This window comes from Acidovorax sp., assembly GCF_046291265.1.
Lineage (GTDB): Bacteria > Pseudomonadota > Gammaproteobacteria > Burkholderiales > Burkholderiaceae_C > Acidovorax.
The window spans coordinates 17,830-36,479 of record NZ_JBKBTV010000018.1; the positions used below are offsets into that span (position 1 = coordinate 17,830).

At 65.1% G+C, this 18,650-nt stretch carries 15 protein-coding genes; 10 read left to right on the plus strand and 5 right to left on the minus strand.

Annotated features, from left to right (window positions below):
• Nucleotides 1-65: 65 nt before the first annotated feature.
• Nucleotides 66-266 carry a hypothetical protein gene (locus ACK41V_RS09290; protein WP_409781028.1) on the minus strand — a complete coding sequence of 67 codons (201 nt, stop codon included), beginning with the start codon at nt 264-266 and terminating at the stop codon, nt 66-68.
• Here ACK41V_RS09290 and ACK41V_RS09295 point away from each other — a divergent pair.
• The 7 genes from ACK41V_RS09295 to ACK41V_RS09325 all read left to right on the plus strand — a co-directional run bounded on the left by ACK41V_RS09295 (nt 265) and on the right by ACK41V_RS09325 (nt 9,526).
• On the plus strand, nt 265-1,821 hold the full coding sequence (locus ACK41V_RS09295) for an aldehyde dehydrogenase family protein (protein ID WP_409781031.1): 1,557 nt from the start codon (nt 265-267) through the stop codon (nt 1,819-1,821). The two genes, ACK41V_RS09290 and ACK41V_RS09295, sit on opposite strands and share 2 nt — an antisense overlap.
• A 225-nt stretch (nt 1,822-2,046) precedes the next feature.
• The gene (locus tag ACK41V_RS09300) at nt 2,047-3,237 is read left to right on the plus strand and encodes an NAD(P)/FAD-dependent oxidoreductase (RefSeq protein WP_409781034.1); all 1,191 of its coding nucleotides are present in this window, start codon (nt 2,047-2,049) and stop codon (nt 3,235-3,237) included.
• Between the two features lie 116 nt (nt 3,238-3,353).
• Complete coding sequence (locus tag ACK41V_RS09305; RefSeq protein WP_409781037.1) at nt 3,354-4,601, plus strand: pyridoxal phosphate-dependent aminotransferase; 1,248 nt, start codon at nt 3,354-3,356, stop codon at nt 4,599-4,601.
• 31 nt (nt 4,602-4,632) lie between these two features.
• Nucleotides 4,633-6,324, plus strand: coding sequence for a thiamine pyrophosphate-binding protein (locus tag ACK41V_RS09310; protein WP_409781040.1), 1,692 nt, complete (start codon nt 4,633-4,635; stop codon nt 6,322-6,324).
• A 163-nt stretch (nt 6,325-6,487) separates the two neighbouring features.
• Nucleotides 6,488-6,928: a helix-turn-helix transcriptional regulator gene (locus ACK41V_RS09315; RefSeq protein WP_409781043.1), complete on the plus strand. Its 441-nt coding sequence runs from the start codon at nt 6,488-6,490 to the stop codon at nt 6,926-6,928.
• A complete protein-coding gene (locus tag ACK41V_RS09320) occupies nt 6,925-8,181 on the plus strand; it encodes a type II toxin-antitoxin system HipA family toxin (RefSeq protein ID WP_409781045.1) in 1,257 nt (418 codons plus the stop codon). Before ACK41V_RS09315 ends, ACK41V_RS09320 begins: the two co-directional genes overlap by 4 nt.
• 148 nt (nt 8,182-8,329) lie before the next feature.
• A complete protein-coding gene (locus ACK41V_RS09325) occupies nt 8,330-9,526 on the plus strand; it encodes a Y-family DNA polymerase (RefSeq protein WP_409781178.1) in 1,197 nt (398 codons plus the stop codon).
• Between the two features lie 155 nt (nt 9,527-9,681).
• Here the strand turns inward: ACK41V_RS09325 and queF are convergent, their stop codons facing one another.
• The 4 genes from queF to ACK41V_RS09345 all read right to left on the minus strand — a co-directional run bounded on the left by queF (nt 9,682) and on the right by ACK41V_RS09345 (nt 15,909).
• Complete coding sequence (queF, locus tag ACK41V_RS09330) at nt 9,682-10,527, minus strand: NADPH-dependent 7-cyano-7-deazaguanine reductase QueF (RefSeq protein ID WP_409781048.1); 846 nt, start codon at nt 10,525-10,527, stop codon at nt 9,682-9,684.
• Between the two features lie 111 nt (nt 10,528-10,638).
• Nucleotides 10,639-11,547 (minus strand): 2OG-Fe(II) oxygenase, encoded by a 909-nt coding sequence (locus ACK41V_RS09335; protein ID WP_409781051.1) that lies wholly within the window; start codon nt 11,545-11,547, stop codon nt 10,639-10,641.
• A 51-nt stretch (nt 11,548-11,598) separates the two neighbouring features.
• Nucleotides 11,599-12,381: a peroxide stress protein YaaA gene (yaaA, locus tag ACK41V_RS09340; RefSeq protein ID WP_409781054.1), complete on the minus strand. Its 783-nt coding sequence runs from the start codon at nt 12,379-12,381 to the stop codon at nt 11,599-11,601.
• 288 nt (nt 12,382-12,669) lie between these two features.
• Nucleotides 12,670-15,909 (minus strand): Rne/Rng family ribonuclease, encoded by a 3,240-nt coding sequence (locus ACK41V_RS09345; protein ID WP_409781057.1) that lies wholly within the window; start codon nt 15,907-15,909, stop codon nt 12,670-12,672.
• A 584-nt stretch (nt 15,910-16,493) separates the two neighbouring features.
• Between ACK41V_RS09345 and ACK41V_RS09350 the strand changes: the two genes are divergently transcribed.
• Genes ACK41V_RS09350 through ACK41V_RS09360 form a run of 3 tightly spaced genes read left to right on the plus strand, consistent with a single transcriptional unit; the run spans nt 16,494 to nt 18,606 of the window.
• Nucleotides 16,494-17,507, plus strand: coding sequence for an RluA family pseudouridine synthase (locus ACK41V_RS09350; RefSeq protein ID WP_409781060.1), 1,014 nt, complete (start codon nt 16,494-16,496; stop codon nt 17,505-17,507).
• Between the two features lie 15 nt (nt 17,508-17,522).
• Nucleotides 17,523-18,197, plus strand: a complete 675-nt coding sequence (locus tag ACK41V_RS09355) for an HAD family hydrolase (RefSeq protein WP_409781062.1) — start codon at nt 17,523-17,525, stop codon at nt 18,195-18,197.
• A gap of 31 nt (nt 18,198-18,228) precedes the next feature.
• On the plus strand, nt 18,229-18,606 hold the full coding sequence (locus tag ACK41V_RS09360) for a Rieske (2Fe-2S) protein (protein WP_409781065.1): 378 nt from the start codon (nt 18,229-18,231) through the stop codon (nt 18,604-18,606).
• The last annotated feature ends 44 nt before the right edge of the window (nt 18,607-18,650 follow it).

Below are 18,650 nucleotides of genomic sequence, written 5' to 3' on the forward strand. Positions count from 1 at the left end.
AGGTTATGCGGTGGGGGAATGAATTTGGGAGGCCTAAAACAGTCTATTTGGGCGCTATCGCTTATTCAATAAGCGCCAGCGTTTTTGATTAAAAAGGCACTTGATTCCATTTTGACATCAAGTTGTTCCATTTTTTTGCTATCCACGGCTGGGCGATTGGCGGATATTGGCGTTTTGTTGCTTGCTTTCTCCAGTCCGCCTTGCTGTTTGTTCAGACGCTCGGCCACCATCGCCCGCCACTGCAACCACCACCACACCACTGCCATGTCTGCTACCTCTGCCAGCACCCCTGTCACCACGCCTGCCGCTTCGGTCTCTCACGAAGTGGATCAACTGCTGCAACGCCTGGGCGTGCCCCGCACCGCCTATACCGGTGGCACGCTGGCTGCGCGCTCGCCCATCACCGGTGAGGTGCTGGCCCAGGTGCCGCAGCAAAGTCCCGCCGACGCCACCGCCGCCATTGGCCGTGCGCATGCGGCCTTTCTGGCGTGGCGCCATGTGCCCGCACCACGCCGGGGCGAGCTGGTGCGCCTGCTGGGCGAAGAGTTGCGCGCCGCCAAGGCGGACCTGGGGCTGCTGGTGACCATCGAGGCGGGCAAGATCCCGTCCGAAGGCTTGGGTGAAGTGCAGGAGATGATCGACATCTGCGACTTTGCCGTGGGCCTGTCGCGCCAGCTGTATGGCCTGACGATTGCCACTGAGCGCCCCGGCCACCGCATGATGGAAACCTGGCACCCGCTGGGTGTGTGCGGCGTGATCTCGGCCTTCAACTTCCCCGTGGCTGTGTGGTCGTGGAACGCGGCGCTGGCGCTAGTGTGTGGAGATTCGGTGGTGTGGAAGCCTTCGGAAAAGACCCCGCTCACGGCCCTGGCCACGCACGCCATTGCGCAGCGCGCCATCGCCCGCTTTGGCAGCGATGCGCCCGAAGGCCTGCTGGAGCTGATCGTGGGCCAGCGCGACGTTGGCGAGGTGCTGGTGGATGACGCCCGCGTGCCGGTGCTGTCGGCCACGGGCTCCACCGCCATGGGCCGCGCCGTGGGCCCGCGCCTGGCAGCGCGTTTTGCGCGCGGCATTCTGGAGCTGGGCGGCAACAACGCCGCCATCGTGGCGCCCACGGCTGATCTGGACCTAGCCCTGCGCGGCATTGCGTTTGCGGCCATGGGCACGGCGGGCCAGCGCTGCACCACGCTGCGCCGCCTGTTTGTGCACGAGAGCATTTACGACCAACTGGTGCCGCAGCTGGCCAAGGTGTACGCCAATGTGCAGGTGGGCGACCCACGCACGCCCGGCACGTTGGTGGGCCCGCTGATTGACCGCCCCGCATTTGACGGCATGCAAAAGGCGCTGGAGCAAAGCCGCGCGCTGGGCGCCACGGTGCACGGTGGTGGCCGTGTTGAAAGCGTGGGCGGTGCGGATGCGTACTACGTGCGCCCTGCGCTGGTGGAGTTGAAAGCGCACGAAGGCCCCGCGCTGCACGAAACCTTTGCGCCTATCTTGTATGTGGTGCGCTACAGCACGCTGGACGAGGCCATCGCCATGAACAACGCGGTGGGCGCGGGGCTGTCGTCGTCGATCTTCACGCTGAACGTGCGCGAGGCCGAGTTGTTCATGTCTGCGGCGGGCTCGGACTGCGGCATTGCCAATGTCAACATTGGGCCGAGCGGTGCGGAGATTGGCGGCGCGTTTGGTGGCGAGAAGGAGACGGGTGGCGGGCGGGAGGCGGGGTCGGACAGCTGGAAGGCCTACATGCGCCGCGCGACGAACACCATCAACTATTCGACGGCACTGCCGTTGGCGCAGGGTGTGACGTTTGATGTGTGAACGGGTGAAGGCTTTTGTGTCTCTGCCCCTTCTGGTTCCCTCCGTTCGGGTTGAGCTTGTCGAAACCCAGGTAAAGCGAAGTGCTTGCAAGGCTTCGACAGGCTCAGCCCGAACGGGTGGGGCAGTGCACAGCGTGAACCTTCATCCCGTTCGGGTTGAGCTTGTCGAAGTGCCGGTTCATCGCGAGCTTGTCCAAATACAGCCCTTGCAGCGTGAGTTTTTTGTATGACCATTGAATCCCAACCCATCGTCATCATCGGCGGTGGCGTCATCGGCAGCGCCATTGCGTACTTCCTCACCCTGCAGCAGCCAGGCTGCGAGGTGGTGGTGGTCGAGCGGGACCCGACCTATGCGCGCGCTTCGTCGGCGCTGTCGGCCAGCTCGATTCGGCAGCAGTTTTCTACCGACATCAACATCCAGATCTCGGCGTTCGGCATTGGCTTTTTGCGCAACGTGGGCACGCTGCTGGCCTGCAATGGCAACGTGCCGGATATTGGCCTGCACGAAGGTGGCTACCTGTATCTGGCCACGCAGGCGGGTGAGGCCACGCTGCGCGAGAACCACGTGCTGCAAAAGCGGCACGGCGCCGACGTGGCGCTGCTCAGTCCACAGCAACTGGCCGAGCGTTTTCCGTGGCTGGCGCTGCAGGACGTGGCGCTGGGCTCGCTAGGCCTGTCGGGCGAGGGCTGGTTCGATGGCTACCTGCTGCTGACGGCGCTGCGAAAGAAGGCGCAAAGCCAGGGCGTACGTTATGTGGCCGATGAGGCTGTGGGACTGGACATGGTTACCAGCGATGGCGTGCCGCATGTGAACGCGGTGCGCCTGAAAAGCGGCGCCGTGCTGCCGTGCCGCTATGCCGTGAACGCCGGTGGCCCATGGGCGGCAGCCATTGCAGGCTGGGCGGGCATTGACCTGCCCGTGGTCGGCAAGCGCCGCACGGTGTTCAACCTGGCCAGCCCTGCGGCGCTGCCAGGCTGCCCGCTGCTCATCGACACCAGCGGCATCTGGCTGCGGCCCGAGGGCAAGGGTTTTATCTGCGGCTTTGCGCCTGCGGCCGACAACGATGCCGACTTTGCCCCGCTGGAGCCCGAGTACGACGCCTTTGACAATCACGTCTGGCCGACCTTGGCCGAGCGCATTCCGGGCTTTGAGGCGCTGCGCATGCAGGGCGCCTGGGCGGGCTACTACGAGATGAACACCTTCGACCACAACGCCATCGTGGGCCTGCACCCCGCGTGCGACAACCTGGTGTTTGCCAACGGCTTCTCAGGCCACGGCCTGCAGCAGTGCCCCGCCGTGGGGCGCGGGCTGGCCGAGCTGCTGCTGACCGGGCGTTACCAAAGCCTGGATCTGTCGCCCGTCTCCATCCAGCGGCTGGTGGACAACCGCCCGCTGCTGGAGAAGAACGTGATCTAAACCGCGTTCAATAGGCTACCGATGTGCGAATCATCTGTACATGCCCCCAACCCGTTCGGGCTGAGCCTGTCGAAGCCTGCGCACCAAATCCATTGACCCTTTTGTAGTGAGTCGCCATGAACGCTCCGCTTCCTCTTTCCGCAACGGCCATTCCAGCCACTGCCTTCGTGCCCGCCGACCGCCTCCGCTCCATCGGTGTGTCCGACATCGTGCGCATCACCCAGGCCGCCAACGAACTCAAGCGCCAGGGCCAGCCCGTCATCGTGCTGGGCCTGGGTGAGCCCGACTTTGATACGCCCGCCCATGTGATCGAAGCCGCGCAGCAGGCCATGGCGCAGGGCGACACGCACTACACGGTGCTCGATGGCACGCCCGCCCTCAAGGCGGCCATCCAGCTCAAGTTCCGCCGCGACAACGCGCTGGAGTTCGCCACCAACGAGATCACGGTGGGTGCGGGCGCCAAGCAGGTCATCTACAACGCGCTGATGGCCAGCCTGAACCCTGGCGACGAGGTGATCCTGCCCGCGCCGTACTGGACGTCGTACGCCGACATGGTGCTGATCGCGGGCGGCGTGCCGGTGGTGGTGCCGTGCAGCGAGGCCAACGGCTTTCGCATCACTGCCGAACAGCTCGATGCGGCCATCACGCCACGCACGCGATGGGTGTTCATCAACTCGCCGTCCAACCCCAGCGGCACGGCCTACAGTGCCGAGCAGCTCAAGCCCATCCTGGAGGTGGTGCTGCGCCACCCGCAGGTGTGGGTGCTGGCGGACGACATCTACGAGCACATCCTGTACGACGGCCATGCGTTTGCCACCCCCGTAGCCGTGCTGCCCGCACTGCGGGACCGCACGCTCACGGTGAACGGCGTCTCCAAGTCGTATGCCATGACGGGCTGGCGCATTGGCTACGGCGCAGGTCCCAAGGCGCTGATTGCTGCCATGGCCGTGGTGCAGAGCCAGGTGACGTCGTGCGCCTCGTCCATCAGCCAGGCGGCGGCCGTGGCCGCGCTGACCGGCCCGCAGGACGTGGTGGCCGAGCGCTGCCGCGCGTTCCAGGCGCGGCGCGATTTGGTGGTAGCGGCCCTCAACGCGTCGCCCGGCCTGCGCTGCCGCGTGCCTGAGGGCGCGTTCTACACCTTTGCCAGCTGCGAAGGTGTGCTGGGTCGCACCACGCCGGGCGGTGCACTGCTGCGCAGCGATGCGGACTTTTGCGACTACCTGCTGCGCGAGTTTCACGTGGCCGTGGTGCCCGGCAGCGTGCTGGAGCTGGCGCCGTACTTCCGTATCTCGTACGCTGCCAGCATGGCCGACCTGCAAGAGGCCTGCGCGCGCATTCAGCGCGCGTGCACGGCGCTGTTCTGATTAACTTTTGTTTGTGAAACGACTGCCTGACATGACCACCACACCCCCAACCACCCCCTCGCGCACCGGCGGCCAGATTCTGGTCAGCCAGCTCATCACCCATGGCGTGAAGCAATTGTTCTGCGTGCCTGGCGAAAGTTATCTGGCCGTGCTGGATGCCTTGCACGATGCCGACATTGGCGTGACCGTGTGCCGCCAGGAAGGCGGCGCGGCCATGATGGCCGAGGCGCAGGGCAAGCTCACCGGGCAGCCGGGCATCTGCTTTGTGACGCGCGGGCCGGGCGCCACCAATGCGTCGGCTGGTGTGCACATTGCGCACCAGGACTCGACGCCCATGATCCTGTTCGTGGGCCAGGTGGCGCGCGGTGCCATGGGGCGCGAGGCGTTTCAGGAGCTGGACTACAGCGCCGTCTTTGGCACCATGGCCAAGTGGGTGGTGCAGATTGATGACCCGGCGCGTGTGCCCGAGCTGATCTCGCGCGCCTTCCACGTCGCCACATCCGGTCGCCCCGGCCCTGTGGTGGTGGCGCTGCCCGAAGACATGCTGACCGAAGCCGCCACGGTGGCCGATGCGCTGCCCTACCAGGTCACGGAAACACACCCTGGCCCAGCGCAGATGGCCGAACTTGCACAGCGCTTGAAAGACGCGCACCAGCCCGTGGCCATCCTGGGCGGTAGCCGCTGGTCCGAGCAGGCGGTGCAAGAGTTTGTGGCGTTTGCCCAGGCTTGGTCGCTGCCGGTGTACTGCTCGTTCCGTCGGCAAATGCTGTTCCCAGCCAACCACGCGTGCTATGGCGGCGACCTGGGCCTGGGCGTGAACCCGCGCCTGCTGGCACGCATCCGTGCGTCGGACCTAGTGCTGGTGGTGGGCGGGCGGTTGTCAGAGATCCCGTCGCAGAGTTACGAGTTGTTTGCCATCCCCAACCCCGCACAGCCGCTGGTGCATGTGCATGCCGATGCGGATGAACTGGGCAAGCTGTACCGCCCGGCGCAGGCCATCCATGCCACGCCCCAGGCCTTTACTGCGGCGCTGGCCAGCGTGCGCCCCGCAGCGCCGGTGGCCTGGCAGGCCCATGCCGAAATGGCGCGGTCTGAATACGTGCTGTGGAGCGATACCAACCCCATCCAGATCCCTGGCGAACTGCAGATGGGCCAGGTCATGCAGCACCTCAAATCCACGCTGCCCGCCAACACCATCTTCTGCAACGGTGCGGGCAACTTTGCCACCTGGGTGCACCGCTTCTGGCCGTTCACCACCTACGCCAGCCAGTTGGCGCCCACCAGTGGCTCCATGGGCTACGGCCTGCCAGCGGGCGTGGGCGCCAAGCGCCTGTGGCCGCAGCGCGAGGTGGTGGTGTTTGCGGGCGATGGCGACTTTTTGATGCACGGGCAAGAGTTTGCGACCGCCGTGCAATACAGCCTGCCCATCATCGCGGTGCTGCTGGACAACGCCATGTACGGCACCATCCGCATGCACCAGGAGCGCGAGTATCCGGGCCGCGTGAGCGCCACGCAACTGAAGAACCCTGACTTCAAGGCCTACGCCCAGGCCTTTGGCGGCCACGGCGAACGCGTGGAGCGCACCGAAGACTTTGCCCCCGCCTTGGCCCGCGCGCGTGCCAGTGGCTTGCCCAGCGTGCTGCACTGTTTGATCGACCCCGAGGCGATCACGCCCACGGGTACGTTGCAGGGGATTCGCAGCGCGGCGATGGCGAAGCAGTGAGGCTCTGAGTAAGTGGTTTATTCATAGAGTTTGCTTTTTTACTTCAAATGAGTAATCTATGAATTATTTGGCGACTTGGTCAGTGGGTTTGCTCCTGCTACTTTCGGTGTCGGAAAATTATTCATAGATTTCCATAAAACGCTAAAAAAGCTACTATCTATGAATGCCAAGACAAAACACCAGTCCGACTGACTACCCCCAGGCCGTCCTGCAGCAGATTGAGTTGCTGGGGCAGAACATCGCCATCGCCCGCAAGCGGCGTGGCGAATCGCAGGCGCAATGGGCGCGGCGGTTGGGGGTGTCGCAGCCGACCATGGCGCGCATTGAGCGGGGCGATCCTTCGGTGGCCATGGCCTCGTATGTGATGTGCATGTGGCTGGTCAACCCGGCCGTAGTGGTGGCGGACCTGGTGGCGCCGCAGAGCGACCATGCGGCGCTCGAGCGCGAGGTGACCCGAGTGCGGGGCGCGCGCAAGCCCGCACCGCCGGTCGCAAAGCGCACGGCGGCCGCCGCAGCCGTGCCTTCTCCTGCGGCCAAGGCGGCCAACAACACGGCAGCAGGCCTGGCTGCGTTGCTGCACCCGGCCGCAAAGGTTTCGACATGACCGGTGCAGTCACCCCGCACAACTACGTGCCGCAAGACCAGCTCTACGCATGGGCTCTGGTGAACCCTGCGCAGCCCATGCTGGTGGGCGAGCTGCGCCTGTCGCAGCTGGTGGCCGACTGCGCCACGTTTGCCTATGTCCCGCAGTGGTGGAACTTTGCGCTGAGCGAAGACCTGCCGCTGGTGCAGGGCCAGGAGTTCACTGCGGGCGAGCGCGGCAGTGCGCCCGGCGCCATCGACGATGCGCGGCCCGACCGCTGGGGCGAGCGCATCATCCGCCACGTGGACCGGCCCGCGCGCCTGTCCATTCTGGAAATGCTGCTATTTGCGGGCGATGACCGGTTTGGTGCTTTGGGCGTGTCGGTGTCGGCAGACCAATACATTCCGCGCCAGCTGGGGCCGTATCCGCAGTTGCGCGACTTGGTACAGCTCAGCGCCGCCATGGAAGACCTGCAGACCCAGGCCCCGGTGACGGCTGCCATGCAGAGGCTGATCCAGCCCGGTGTGACGCTGGGCGGCGCACGGCCCAAGGCTCTGCTGCAAACCGATGGCGGGGCATGTGTCATCAAGTTCAGCGAGCTGGATGACGCGGTGGATACGCCCCTGGTGGAACACGCCACCATGACCCTGGCCGCCAAGGCTGGCATCCGCGTGGCGGCCACGGGCGTGTTGCCCATCCCTGCACGCCACGGCAAGGCGCGCCACGCACTGACCATTGAGCGCTTTGACCGCGTAGGTGACTACCGCCTGCATTGTCTGTCGGCCCGCACCGTGCTGCGCGCCGCGCGTTTGCCCGAGAGCTACAGCGCTCTGGCCACGGTGCTGTTGCGCCTGGGCCACCCCGACCGACAGCGCGAACAGCGCGAGGAGCTGTTCCAGCGCATGGTGTTCAACATCCTCATGGACAACACCGACGACCACGAGCGCAACCACAGCCTGCGCCTGGGGCTGGACGGCTACTACGAGTTGACCCCTGCGTACGATGTGGTGCCCACGCTGCAGAACCTGGGTTACCAGGCGATGTCAGTGGGCAAGGCGGGGGCGGAGTCCAGCCTGGACAACGCGCTCACGGAGCTCAACGAATTTGGCATTCGCCGAGACCGTGCCATGGAACTGATCCGGCAGGTGGCGCGTGTCGTGGATGGCTGGCAAGCCCATTTTGCGCAGCAGGGCGTGTGCCGCGCTGATATGGAGCTGCTGCATGCCAGCATCGACCGGGATGCGTTGCGCACGCAAAGGATGGCGTTTCTCTGAAAGGGAACAGGTGCGCGACTGGCAGCAGCCTGTCACAACGCCCAGCACAATAACGACCGTGACCGTTCCTGACCCTGACACTGCTGCAAACAGCCCGGCTGCCCCGGCCCAGCCCGAAGGCAAGCTGCGCCGCATCGCCCACCTCGACATGGACGCCTTTTTTGCATCCGTCGAGCTGCTGCGCTACCCGCAGCTCAAGGGCCTGCCGGTGGTGATTGGGGGCGGGCGGCGCAAGGTGGATGAACTGCTGCTGCAAAGCCCGGATGGTTCAGGCCTGCGTGAGCCCTGCTTCATCCCGGTGGAGGACTTCCCGCTGCTCAAGGACTACGTGGGCCGGGGCGTGATCACCACCGCCACCTACCCCGCGCGGCAGTTTGGCGTGGGGTCGGCCATGGGCATGATGAAGGCCGCCAAGCTGTGCCCGCAGGCCATCGTGTTGCCGGTGGATTTTGACGAGGTGCGGCGGTTTTCTCGGCTGTTCAAAACCACCATCATGGACATCGCACCGGTGATGCAGGACCGAGGGGTGGACGAGGTGTACATCGACTTCACCGATGTGCCCGGCGGGCAGCGCGAAGGGGGCCGGGTGCTGGCCCGGCTGATCCAGAAGAGCATCTTTGACGTGACCGGGCTGACCTGCTCCATCGGCGTGGCGCCCAACCGGCTGCTGGCCAAAATGGCGAGCGAGTTCAACAAGCCCAACGGGATTTCCATCGTTTACGAGGACGACCTGCAGACGAAGATCTGGCCCTTGAATGTGCGCAAGATCAACGGCATTGGCCCCAAGGCGGGCGAGAAGCTGGCGGGGCTGGGCATCCACACCATTGGCGAGCTGGCCGCGCAAGACCCGCAGTGGCTGATTGCGCGCTTTGGCAAATCGAGCGGCGCCTGGATGCACCGCGTGGCCTGGGGCCGCGACGACAGCCCGGTGGTGACCGAGAGCGAGCCGGTGAGCATGAGCCGCGAGACGACCTTCGACCGCGACCTGCACGCCGTGCGCGACAGGGCAGAGCTGTCCGCCATCTTCACCGACCTGTGCGAGCGCGTGGCGGGCGACCTGCAGCGCAAGGGTTATGTGGGCAAGACCATCGGCATCAAGCTGCGCTACGACGACTTCCGAATCGCCACGCGCGACCAGACGCTGAATCGCTACACCCAGGACGCAGCCACCATCCGCCGCACGGCGGGCCTGTGCCTCAAGCGCGTGCCGCTGGACCAGAAGCTGCGTTTGCTGGGCGTGCGCGTGGGCACGCTGGAACGGGTGGGCGACGTGTCGGAGGGTCCACCAGAGCCGCGCGCGAGCCGGGTGCGCGAAGCCGATCCCCATACCCGCCCGCTTTTTTAGTGAGTCGGTCTCTTTGAACTTCAAAAACCCGGTCGGGCTGAGCCCTTCGACAGGCTCAGGACAGGCTTGTCGAAGCCTCGCGCGGCGCTTCGATAAGCTCAGCGTGAACGGCTTCAGATGAGTGGATGCCGACTCAGTAACGGCCGCCAGCAAGACTACTGCCGCGCCGTGCGCACGTTGCGTGGCAGGCCCTGCGGGTGGCTGGTGCGCAGCGGGTTGATGTCGAGGCCGCCGCGGCGCGTGTAGCGTGCGTACACCGTCAGCTTGATGGGTTTGCAGCGCGTCCACAGGTCCATGAAGATGCGCTCCACGCACTGCTCGTGAAACTCGTTGTGGTTGCGAAAGCTCACCAGGTATTGCAGCAACCCTTCCTGATCGATCTGCGGGCCGCTGTAGCTGATCTGCACGCTGCCCCAGTCCGGTTGGCCGGTGACCAGGCAGTTGCTTTTGAGCAGGTTGCTGGTCAGCACCTCGGTCACCGGTGTCTGGTCAAACTGCGCGGTCAGCAGCCCCGGCGCTGGCTGGTATTGCGTGCATTCCACGTCCAGCCGGTCCAGGCTCAGACCGTCGAGTTCATGCACGGACTCCTGGTCGAACAGGTCGGGGCTGATCAGTTTGACGCCCACGGTGGCAGGGTGTTCTGCGCCGCGCCACACGGCTTCGCTGATGTCGGCACGGATGCGCGCCTGCACCTCGGCCGCATCGGCAAAACGGGTGTTGTTGAAGCTGTTGAGGTACAGCTTGAACGACTTGCTCTCGACGATGTTGGGGGTCTCGCAGGGCACGGTGATGTGCGCCAGCGCCACCTGCGGCTTGCCGCGCGCATTCAGCCACGACAGTTCGAACGCCGTCCACAGGTCGGCCCCGAAAAAAGGCGCAGCACCGGTGACGCCGATCTCGGCCCGCTTGGCCTGGCGGGGAATAGGGAAGAGCAGCGAGGCGTCGTATTGGTCGATATAGGCCGATGCCTTGCCGAGTTGGGATTGTTCTGGCGTGTTCATGGCCGGTCTGAGGATGGTGTTGCTATGTAAATAATAGCTGCTAGCGCTTATGGAATAAGCGCTAGGGCCTGTTTTTGCTTATATTTTCCGTCTGGCTTGCAAAGCGACGTCTTACTTGAACTCACGCTCGCGCAGCCACTTGGTGGCGATCCACTTGTCCCCCGCGATCACGGGAGCGCCGCCGTGCAAGGTTTTGGTGGACGGGTGGGGGCGCTCGTAACTGAAGAACACGGCGTTGCCGCGCTGCGGCGCCACTTCGACATGCACATCCGGGAACGTGGTACCACCGCCTTTTTTGGGGGTGTTCAGGTACATCACCAGCGTGCCCACACGCTGCCCGCCGCGTTTGACGATGCTGGGGGTGCCGGGCTCGGCGGGGTCGAAGTAGTCGTAATGCGGCTTGTACTCGGCGCCGGGGCGGTAGTGCAGCACCTGCAAGCCTTCGCCGTTTTCAATGGGCCAGTTGAGCAGGCGGGCAATGCGTTCTTCAATGCGCTGAATCAACGGGGTCTGACCGCGCTGAAAGAACATGCCGTCACTGGTGCGGTCGGCGTTGATCTCTTCGCCCCCCGTCTTGGTGGCGACGGTGAGGGACCGGGCCAGGCGTGGTTCGGCGTCGGCAATCAGGGCGTCGCATTCGTCGGGCGACAGCAGGTTGCCAAACACCACGATGCGCGGCTGCGCAATGGCCAGCAACACGCTCACGCTGCGGTCGCCGCAGTCGACCTGGGCGGGAGACTCGTCGAGCAAGGGTTCGGGCACGGGCACGGCGGCGGGCTGGCCTTGTTGCACGGCCAGCTCGTTGAGGTGGTCTTGCAGCGTGACTTCGAGCGCATCGGCGGCCACGTCTTCGTTCCAGCCAGCGTCGCGCATGGACTGCAGCACCACAGGCGCTTCGTAGCCAGCCTGCGCCTGCTCGATGATCCAGCGGCGCAGTTCGGGCGTGATGACCTGCCGCGCAGCGCTGGCGCGCTCGGTGGTCAGGGTGCTGTCCAGTGGCTGTTCAGAGCGCGATGCCATGGCGGTCCTTCAACGTCGATGGGTTGCAAGTCTGGTGGCGGTGCTTGTTGCTCAGGCGGCGGCCGTCTTGCGACGGTACACCAGCCGTTCGGGGGTTGATGATGCCGGTGCAAAGGCGTAGCCGTCCAGATCAAATCCCTCCAGTTGGCGGGGTGTGGCGATGCGGTGCGTGATGGCATAGCGCGCCATCAGGCCGCGGGCGCGTTTGGCATGAAAGCTGATGATCTTGTACGCGCCGCCCTTCCAGTCTTCGAACACGCAGTCAATGACGCGCGCTTTGAGGGCTTTGCGGTCCACCGCCTTGAAGTATTCCTGCGACGCAAGGTTGACCAGCACGGGCGTGGTGTCGGCACGCAGGCGGGTGTTGAGGTGTTCGGCAATCTGGGCGCCCCAGTATTGGTACAGATTGCTGCCCGCATCGGTCGTCAGGCGCGTGCCCATTTCCAGGCGGTAGGGCTGCATGCGGTCCAGCGGCCGCAGCACGCCGTACAGCCCGCTGAGGATGGCCACGTGGCTCTGCGCCCACTCCAGGTCTTGGGTGTCCAGCGTGCGCGCGTTCAGGCCTTCATACACATCCCCGTTGAAAGCCAGCAGCGCCTGGCGCGAGTTGGTGGCCGTGAATCGGGGTCGCCAGGCCTGGTAGCGCGCCACGTTGAGCGCTGCGAGCTTGTCGCTCAGGTCCATCAGCGCAGCAATGTTTTGGGGTGACTGGGTGCGCAGCACGTCGATGAGCGCTGCGGATTGCGCCACGAACGAGGGCGTGGTGTGGGGCAAGCCTTCGGGCAGCGGTGTGTCGTAGTCGAGCGATTTGGCGGGGGACAGCAGGAGCAGCATGGGGTGGGGCCGGAGGGTCCGTGGATCTGGGAGGGTAAAGCAAGCGGTGGTCTGCAGCGATCGTCTGAACGAGGACACGTGCTGTGCAGAACATCGCGGAGGGCTGCGCGAGGGGGCGACCCAAAATGGTACCTGCTGAAAAGCCGTCTGGTGTTTTTAGCGGGTCGGTGGGGGTTATCGCCTGCGCTGCGCCCGGATGCTTTTTGGCAGGCCCCAATGAAAGAAGGCGGCCTGGGCCGCCTTCTAGGGGAGAGCGCCGCAGCCAAAGCTGCGGGCTCGAGGCAGGCATCAAGCCGCCGGTGGCTGCTCAAAAGGCAGGGTCATGGCCGACAGGTCGCGGCGGGTTTCCACCAGAACCAGCGGGCCGTCGTCCACAGCCACGGCGGGTGGGCGCTCGCGTGGCACGCGGATGAGTTGTGGCTCGGCCGCAATGGCTGCTTGCACAGCAGCGATCTTGTCCGCGTCGGAGTTCACCCATTGCAGGCCCGACGTGGCTGCCACTTGCTGCAGCGCGTCGATGGGCAGCGTGAACGCCTGAACCCGTGGCATGCCGGTGGTGGCCGGAGCTGCCACAACGGGCGCAGGTGCGGGCGCACGAGCGACAGGGGCTGCAGCGACCGGGGCAGGGGCCGCAGTCACCACAGGGGCCGGTGCGGGTGCCGCAACAACGGGGGCTGCTGGAGCCACTGGAGCTGCTGGAGCAACAGGGCTGGCAACGGCGGGTGCCGGTGCTAAGGCTGCCGTCATTGGCGCCGCCACAGGGGCGGGTGCTGCCACTGCGGGCGCAGCGTCTGCCGACGGGGCGGGTGCGCTGAAGTAGCTGCGGCGTGGCGCCTCGTCCTGCGCTGCGGCTGGTTCGGCCTGCGCACCAGCAGCGGGATCGAAATCCATCATCGCGGGCGCTGCTGCTGCAGTGGTTGCGGCGTCGGCATTGCCGTTGTCGCGGGGGCCGCGTTCGCCACGCTCGCGGCGGTCACGGCCGTAGCGGTCGCGTGAACGGCGTTCGCGGCGCTGTTGCTCTTCGGTGGCGGGTGCCTCGTTGCCGGTCAGGTCCAGGTCGGGCAGGGTGGCCAGCGGGGCTGTGTCCACAAAGTCACCGGGTACCGCGGCTGCGGTGGGCACCGCCATGGCGTTTTCCTGGCCTTCTGCCGCACGGGGTGCGCGCTCGCCACGGTCACCGCGTTCGCCGCGGTTGCCACGATCACCACGGTCACGGCGGGGGCCGCGCTCACGGGGGGGTTGTGCGCCGGGTGCGCCGTCAGGACCATTGCCGTTCGGGCCTTCCACCTGCGCTTGCGCGGGGGTGGTGTCACCGTTCAGGCCAGCGGCCTGGTTGCGGGGCTCCGCATCGCGGCGGGGGCGGTTGCCGTCACGGCCATTGCGTCCTTCGCGACCTTGCTGGGCTTCACGGCCTTCGCGTGCTTCGCCTTCGGGGCGATTTCCGTCGCGAGGAGGGCGGTTTTCAGCGTCGCGCGGTCCGCGGCCTTCGGCCGGGCGTTCGCCACGGCGGCCACGGCCTTCGTTGGCACCTTCACGGTTGCCGTCGCGGGGGCCCGCGTCGCGCTGTGGTTGCCCGTCACGGTTGCCGTCGCGGTTTCCATCCCGGTTGCCACCACGCCCGCCACGGCCACCACGGCCTTCGCTATTGCGGCCATCACGACGGGGTTCGCCGCGGCCTGTGGTTTCAGGCGCAGGGGCGGGGGCTGGCGCTGCCACGGTTGCGGGGGCAGCCGGGGTATCACCAAATCCGAACAGGCTCTTGAGCCAGGCAAAGAAGCCTTGCTCTTGCGGTGCTGCTGCCGCCGGTGCCGGTGCGGCCACAGGGGCTGATGCTGGAGCCGTGGCTGCCGCAGTGCGCTGGCCGCCACGGGGTGGGCGGGCGCCGCCTTCAGGACGGGGCTCGCGCGGTTCGGCGATGGGCGCGGGTGCGTCGGGCAGCACCCCCTTGATCACGGGGGTCTGCTTGTTCGTGGGCTCTTGCGAGCGGCGCGTCACGGCGGTGGGGTCTTCCACTTCTTCGGCGAGCTTGTAGCTGGCTTCGATGTGGTCCAGGCGCGGGTCGTCGTGCTTGAGGCGTTCCAGGCGGTAGTTGGGGGTTTCCAGCGTCTTGTTGGGAACCATCAACACGGCCACGCGCTGCTTGAGTTCGATCTTGGCGATCTCGGTGCGCTTTTCGTTGAGCAGGAACGATGCCACTTCCACCGGCACCTGGCAGTGCACGGCAGCCGTGTTGTCCTTCATGGACTCTTCCTGGATGATGCGCAGGATCTGCAGCGCCGAGGACTCGGTGTCGCGGATGTGGCCCGAGCCGCCGCAACGTGGGCAGGGGATGGACGAACCTTCGCTCAAGGCGGGCTTCAGGCGCTGGCGGCTCATTTCCATGAGGCCGAACTTGCTGATGGTGCCGAACTGCACGCGGGCGCGGTCCTGGCGCAGCGCGTCGCGCAGGCGGTTTTCCACTTCGCGGCGGTTCTTGCTCTCCTCCATGTCGATGAAGTCGATCACGATCAGGCCGCCCAGGTCGCGCAGGCGCATCTGGCGCGCCACTTCGTCGGCGGCTTCCAGGTTGGTGCGGGTGGCAGTTTCCTCAATGTCGCCGCCCTTGATGGCGCGGGCCGAGTTCACGTCCACGCTGACCAGCGCTTCGGTGTGGTCGATCACGATGGCGCCGCCCGAGGGCAGTTGCACGGTGCGGGCGTAGGCCGATTCGATCTGGTGCTCGATCTGGAAGCGGCTGAACAGGGCGGCGTCGTCGCGGTAGCGCTTCACGCGGGCGGCATGCTCGGGCATGACGTGCGCCATGAACTGCTGCGCCTGTTCGTAGATGTCGTCGGTATCGATGAGGATGTCACCGATGTCGTTGTTGAAGTAGTCGCGGATCGCGCGGATCACGAGGCTCGATTCCTGATAGATCAGGAACGCGCCCTTGCCGCCCTTGCCAGCGCCGTCAATGGCGGTCCAGAGCTTGAGCAGGTAGTTCAAGTCCCACTGCAGCTCGGGCGCGGTGCGGCCGATGCCGGCGGTGCGCGCGATGATGGACATGCCGTTGGGGTATTCCAACTGGTCCATCGCCTCCTTGAGCTCGGCGCGGTCCTCGCCCTCGATGCGGCGCGAAACGCCACCGCCACGGGGGTTGTTGGGCATCAGCACCACATAGCGACCGGCCAGCGAGACGAAGGTGGTCAGCGCTGCGCCCTTGTTGCCGCGCTCTTCTTTTTCGACCTGAACCAGCAGTTCCTGGCCTTCACGGATCACTTCATTGATGCGGGCCTGGTTGGGCGAAACACCGGGTGCGAAGTAGCTGCGCGAGATTTCCTTGAACGGCAGGAAGCCGTGGCGGTCTTCGCCGTAGTCGACGAAGCAGGCTTCCAGCGAGGGCTCGACGCGCGTGACGACGGCCTTGTAGATGTTGCCCTTGCGCTGTTCACGCCCTTCGATTTCGATTTCGTAGTCGAGGAGCTTTTGTCCGTCGACGATGGCCAGGCGCCGTTCTTCAGGCTGCGTGGCGTTGATGAGCATCCGCTTCATGATGCGATTCCTTCTTGTGTTTCGCGGTGGGCAGCGGCGCAGCCAACACGGCTGCAGCGGGCTGCCACCCGCAGTTCCAAACCAATAACAAGCTCTACAGGAGCTGTGAATGCCTGGACTGACGCATCGAAACGAAGGGAATTGCCGGGAATGCCAAAGGTCTGCCGAGCGCTAGCGCAGCAGTGAAAGGCAGGGGCGCGTGGATGGGGGCGAGTGAGAGTGGCGCAGTGCTGCTATTGAAAAAATAGCTGTTTGCGCTTGCTGGTCGGGCGCTGGAGCCGGATTGGAACGCGCAGCCGGGGGCAACAGCCACCGCCACAAGGTCACCAACCATGCCATCAACAACCACATGCTCGCTTCGATCCGCTGGCAGACCGCTCCCGGGTAGGGTGCATCTGCCAGCTTGGGGGATTCCGTATCAGTGTTTCAATCTGTCAGCCCGCCGCACGGCATACAGGCCACCACAGGCATCTGACCTGCAATCTGCGTGTACGACGCCCGTTGGCATCGACCTTCCTACGCCAATGCAAGGGTTGTGTGGACTAAACTCCAGACAAATCAACCACTTACACAGCAACGCGCAGGTGAAACACATTATAGGGGGCAAACCGCCATCCGACCCCGCCCTGGCTTCCAATCCCCCGGCAGCCCGGCTCGTCGAGGTCGATGAGGACTCTGCAGGCCAGCGGCTTGATAACTTTTTGATACGCCACTTGAAAGGTGTGCCCAAAACGCACGTCTACCGCATCATCCGCAGCGGCGAGGTGCGCATCAACAAAGGCCGCGTGAGCGCCGACACCCGCGTAGCGGCGGGCGACGTGGTGCGCCTGCCGCCCGTGCGCATCTCCGACAAGGTCGCCGAAAAGGCCGAGCGCCCCGCGCCAGCACGCGAATTTCCGATCCTGCTGGAAGATGAACACCTGATCGCCATTGACAAGCCCGCGGGCGTGGCGGTGCATGGCGGCAGCGGCGTGAGTTTTGGCGTGATCGAACAACTGCGGCAGGCCCGTCCGCAATCGAAATTCCTGGAACTGGTGCACCGGCTCGATCGAGACACCTCGGGCATCCTGCTGGTCGCCAAGAAACGGTCAGCGCTCACTCACTTGCAGGACCAGTTCCGCGAAAGAGAAACTGGCAAGACCTATCTGGCGCTGGTCACGGGCGCCTGGCCTGCCAACAAAAAGGTCATCGACCTGCCGTTGCACAAATACCTGCAGGCCGACGGCGAGCGTCGCGTGCGAGTGACCACGGCCGACGACCCGGACGGCATGCGCTCCATCACACTCGTCAAGGTGCGCAACTCCATACCCGCGCGCATGGCGCTGGGCCTGCCTGCCATGTCGCTGCTGGAGGTCACGATCAAAACCGGCCGCACCCACCAGATCCGGGTGCACCTGGCCAGCCAGGGGCAGCCAATAGTGGGAGATGACAAGTACGGCGACTTTGAACTGAACAAGCGCCTGCTGAAGCAGGGGATGAAGCGCATGTTCTTGCATGCCTGGCGGTTACAGTTCAACCACCCCGCCTCCGGGGAGCGTGTGGCGTTGAATGCCGAATTGCCCCCCGAGCTGAGCGATTTTGTCTCTCCAGCCCCCTAACGCGCGAACGACTTCATGCCTGCCAAAACCTCCCGCCCGCGCCGTTTCGACCTCATCGCCTTTGACTGGGATGGCACCTTGTTTGACTCCACCGCCATCATCGTGCGCTGCATCCAGGCCGCGGTGCGCGACGTGGGTGGCACCGTGCCCACCGACAAAGAAGCTTCGTATGTGATTGGCATGGCACTCACGCAGGCGCTGGCCCACGCCGCCCCGGATGTGCCGCCTGAAAAGTACAACGACCTCGGCAACCGCTACCGCTTTCACTACGTCCAGCACCAAGACGACCTGAGCCTGTTCGAGGGCGTCCTGCCACTTTTGAATGATCTGCGCGAACGTGGTCACCTGCTTACCGTGGCGACGGGTAAAAGTCGGCGTGGGCTGGATGAGGCCCTGCACTCGGTGGATTTGCGCGGCGTGTTTGATGGGTCGCGCACCGCGGACCAGACCGCGGGCAAGCCCCACCCGCTCATGCTGCAGGAATTGATGGCCGAGTTCGATGTCGCGCCCGAACGCCTTTTGATGATTGGCGACACCACCCACGACCTGCAAATGGCGGTCAACGCAGGCTGTGCGAGCGTTGGTGTCAGCTACGGCGCCCATGAACCTGACGTGTTCCATGCGTTGAACCCGCTGCATGTCGCGCACTCGGTGCGTGAGTTGCATGACTGGCTGCTGCTGAACGCCTGAACACAGCACTGCAGTCCATCCTTCAACGCCCATGACGACCGAGCCCGAGCAAACCCTCGCACTGTGCAACAGCGGCGATTTGGTCGACAGCGGCCCGGCGGTTCCGTTCGATGTGCGGTACGCGGGGCAGACCTGCCGCGCCTTCGCCATTCGTTACCGAGGGCTGCCCCACGCCTATCTGAACCGCTGCACCCATGTGGCCATGGAGATGGACTATCAGCCCGACCGGTTTTTTGACGACTCGGGACAGTGGCTGCTGTGCGCCACCCATGGAGCGGCCTATTTGCCCGACACCGGGCAATGTGCCGGCGGGCCGTGCCGCGGCGGGCTGGTAAAGATTTTTTTGTCGGAAACCGATGGTGTGGTGCACTGGCATACTGCGCACCACCTGCAACCCGCCGAGTTCTAGTGCAGTGTTTCACGCTTCATGGCACAAGTAAAAAGGATGGATTT

Excerpts from the sequence above, each read along its gene's own strand:
- yaaA (WP_409781054.1), bottom strand. The coding sequence starts at position 12,381 with ATGCTGCTCCTGCTGTCCCCCGCCAAATCGCTCGACTACGACACACCG.
- ACK41V_RS09325 (WP_409781178.1), top strand. The coding sequence starts at position 8,330 with ATGGACGCCTTTTTTGCATCCGTCGAGCTGCTGCGCTACCCGCAGCTC.
- ACK41V_RS09345 (WP_409781057.1), bottom strand. The coding sequence starts at position 15,909 with ATGAAGCGGATGCTCATCAACGCCACGCAGCCTGAAGAACGGCGCCTG.
- ACK41V_RS09355 (WP_409781062.1), top strand. The coding sequence starts at position 17,523 with ATGCCTGCCAAAACCTCCCGCCCGCGCCGTTTCGACCTCATCGCCTTT.
- ACK41V_RS09315 (WP_409781043.1), top strand. The coding sequence starts at position 6,488 with ATGCCAAGACAAAACACCAGTCCGACTGACTACCCCCAGGCCGTCCTG.
- ACK41V_RS09300 (WP_409781034.1), top strand. The coding sequence starts at position 2,047 with ATGACCATTGAATCCCAACCCATCGTCATCATCGGCGGTGGCGTCATC.
- ACK41V_RS09335 (WP_409781051.1), bottom strand. The coding sequence starts at position 11,547 with ATGGCATCGCGCTCTGAACAGCCACTGGACAGCACCCTGACCACCGAG.
- ACK41V_RS09290 (WP_409781028.1), bottom strand. The coding sequence starts at position 266 with ATGGCAGTGGTGTGGTGGTGGTTGCAGTGGCGGGCGATGGTGGCCGAG.
- ACK41V_RS09320 (WP_409781045.1), top strand. The coding sequence starts at position 6,925 with ATGACCGGTGCAGTCACCCCGCACAACTACGTGCCGCAAGACCAGCTC.
- ACK41V_RS09305 (WP_409781037.1), top strand. The coding sequence starts at position 3,354 with ATGAACGCTCCGCTTCCTCTTTCCGCAACGGCCATTCCAGCCACTGCC.
- ACK41V_RS09295 (WP_409781031.1), top strand. The coding sequence starts at position 265 with ATGTCTGCTACCTCTGCCAGCACCCCTGTCACCACGCCTGCCGCTTCG.
- ACK41V_RS09310 (WP_409781040.1), top strand. The coding sequence starts at position 4,633 with ATGACCACCACACCCCCAACCACCCCCTCGCGCACCGGCGGCCAGATT.
- queF (WP_409781048.1), bottom strand. The coding sequence starts at position 10,527 with ATGAACACGCCAGAACAATCCCAACTCGGCAAGGCATCGGCCTATATC.
- ACK41V_RS09360 (WP_409781065.1), top strand. The coding sequence starts at position 18,229 with ATGACGACCGAGCCCGAGCAAACCCTCGCACTGTGCAACAGCGGCGAT.